The organism is Veronia nyctiphanis, assembly GCF_004116385.1.
In the GTDB taxonomy this organism is placed as follows: domain Bacteria; phylum Pseudomonadota; class Gammaproteobacteria; order Enterobacterales; family Vibrionaceae; genus Veronia; species Veronia nyctiphanis.
In genome coordinates this window covers 1-2,741 of the sequence record NZ_PEIB01000078.1, presented here as the reverse complement: position 1 = coordinate 2,741, position 2,741 = coordinate 1, and the positions used below count along the sequence as shown (strand labels likewise).

At 38.2% G+C, this 2,741-nt stretch carries 1 protein-coding gene; it reads right to left on the bottom strand.

The annotated features are described in order from the left end of the window. Window positions 1–343 precede the first annotated feature (343 nt). On the bottom strand, window positions 344–2,374 hold the full coding sequence (locus CS022_RS24385) for a hypothetical protein (protein ID WP_129124452.1): 2,031 nt from the start codon (window positions 2,372–2,374) through the stop codon (window positions 344–346). Window positions 2,375–2,741 lie beyond the last annotated feature (367 nt).

Below are 2,741 nucleotides of genomic sequence, written 5' to 3'. Positions count from 1 at the left end.
AAGGAAGACACGCTCAAATCAAAATTGATGATTTAATGAGCGCGTCAACAAAGCCCTCCGCTTCCCGCTATACTGGGTCAAACAACATCACTTGCTCTAGATTATCTATGCGTAGTGTACTTCTAAACAGTCTAACCCCCCATTGGCGCCGAGATTTAATTCAGACTCTAAGAGGGACCGAGTGAGTTTAGTATACTCTTACTGCCACCAAAATATTTTGTTTCAAAGCCTTTTTCCCTCATATAGTCAGTAAAAGCCTGTTTTAGCGCATCATTACTAGTATCGTTAGTTAGATAGAGCTTATATCCTTGATGGGAAATTGGAATACTATTAAGGAAATTGGCTATGCTCCTGGCTCATTCTTCCCACCAGCACTAAAAACTCCAGGAGATAGAATTGGGTTTAAGCCTATTTTCCTTAACTCTTCTTCTATTATGGGGTTATAGTGTTTAGATCGCTCATGATTTTCCCTAGAAACTTCTAGCATTTTTTCTAATCGTATTTTTTCTTGAGGGTCTTCAGATAACTCGATAGCTTTATTGAGAAGCTTTTGGTTTTCAATTTCAGAGTTGATAAAGACATCCCCATTTTCAATGGGTCTCATTTGCATATCAATGTGGAACGAAGTTTGTGGTATGAAAGCGATTGAGTCTCGATCTACACCGACATCTTGCGAAATAATATCTTTAGCTATATCTTGTTTAGCAATTGTTTCTAGGGTTTTTTTATGCAACTCGTCTCCGCTTAACCCTTGAGTCTTTTCTAACTTTTGACGGGTAAGGTTATAAATTGGGTCTCTTGAATCAACTTGTAATTCTTTTATTTTATTATCTATAGAAGAAGGAGAATATTGAGGCATAGAATCTGGGTTTTTATTATACATTTCTTCTAAATGTATGCTGGTAACAATAACACTATCATTCCCAATAATGGCATATGGCTCCCCATTTGCTTTAGTCCCAGCTAACAAGTTTCCACCTTCTATATAACTGTTACCTCGATAAATATGAATACCGCTGGAACTATCGTTTAAATTTTTTTCCATCCTGTCATGAGAATTAAAACGATCGACAGTCACGCCAAGTTTCCTTTTTGTATTGCCTTGAAGACCATAATTAGGGTCTTCTTTATCAAGGTTAGCTTTCACAAATTGAGTTGCTTTATCTTTCGTTTCACGAGATATATCTGCTGGTATATAAGCAGTTTTTCCATCTCTACTCCTAATACTAGAGTCTTCAACCCAAGGTGAGTTTTCTCCGTTATATATTTTTTTTAATGAATAGAACTGGGAAAGGTCTCCTACTTCTGATTCTGCTTCTTTAATTTTACTTTCGAAAGAAGCGAGGGCTACTGGGTCATGTCCACCATAAAATATGTTAACTTTTGTACCGAGCTTCTGTGACATTTTTACCATATCAACAACATATCCTACACTTTGGCTTCGCAATGACATATCAAAGAAATTTATACTACTATTAAGCCCTTCACTAGCTGGACCACTATTTAATCCTTGGTTTGAAACTAAGGGAGTTTTGGGGTTAATATTTATTCTTGCGTGACTAGCTCCTGCTCCGCCAAAGGGACGATCTAATTGAGGCCCTAAACTGCCGTCATCATTGAGTAGGTTCCATCCGCCATTACCATCATAGACACCAGTCAAAGTTTGACCTTGATTATCTATATCATAGAACCTTGTTTGATCACCTTTTGAGTATCCACCAAAAAGTACTTGTACTCTGTCGTAAAAAGGAACGTTGTTGCTATTCACATTTTGAACAGGCTGCCTTGACCTAGAAGGCTGTTGTGGCTGTTGGTTGTTGTTAGGGGAGGATTGAATGGTTCTAGGCGTATAAGGGCCTATTTTATGCCACCCTGGGCGATCAGCTTTTTCATAAATAGTTTTATCAAAGATAACCTTATCGCCTTTTGAATATTCACCTCTTCTGTTTTTAGCAGAGTCGTAAGCGGGATAGTGTGGATTTTGGTTGTTGTCTCTTCCATTCTGATGGTTGTTGAGTCTAGCAGGAGTAGGTTGCCTTGACCTAGAAGATTGTCCTTGGTGTGTATTTTCTTTATGTGGGCGCCAATGCCTCGAAGATCCGGGTACACCGTCGTTCTGTATAGTTTTCCCCAACACTGTGTCTTCTGATTGGCTTATTTGGGATTTAGCCATTTGTTGTCTATTATACTGCATAGCCATATGTTGGCCATTGTTCGGTTCTACACCTTGCCGTTTAGCTACGTGACGATTACTTTTTTTATTATCTCCCTGATTATTCTTTTCTTCAGCTCCGCCATGAGCACGATCTGTTGATTCACTCTCACTTGTCGCCACTTGTCGCGGCGTGGTGCCAATTAATCCTGAATTCTGCATTTCTCTACTCTCTGACTATTTAATATTTGCTTAATACACAGACATCGTAGAAAAAAAATAAGCACATGGCAGTTTAAAAAAGGCAGTATGCGTTATATAAATTGATAATAGATGTAATGAAAGTAAAAATCTCAACAATGCAATGAAATGCTAAATTAGTATTCGCTTATTTGATTAATATACTATGAACTCACTCTCTATTTGTTTCGCCATCACACAGCCCCCCCTTGCTCTCCCCTCTTCCTCTCTGCTACATTAATGCTGTTTATTTATACAGTATAATTTCACTATGCCAGCTATTGGCTTTGTTGAGGCTTTGTTGACGCGCTCATTAAATCATCAATTTTGATTTGAGCGTGTCTTCCTT

What these genes read in the sequence shown, in the direction of transcription:
- CS022_RS24385 (WP_129124452.1), bottom strand. Translation starts at nt 2,374, where the DNA reads ATGCAGAATTCAGGATTAATTGGCACCACGCCGCGACAAGTGGCGACA.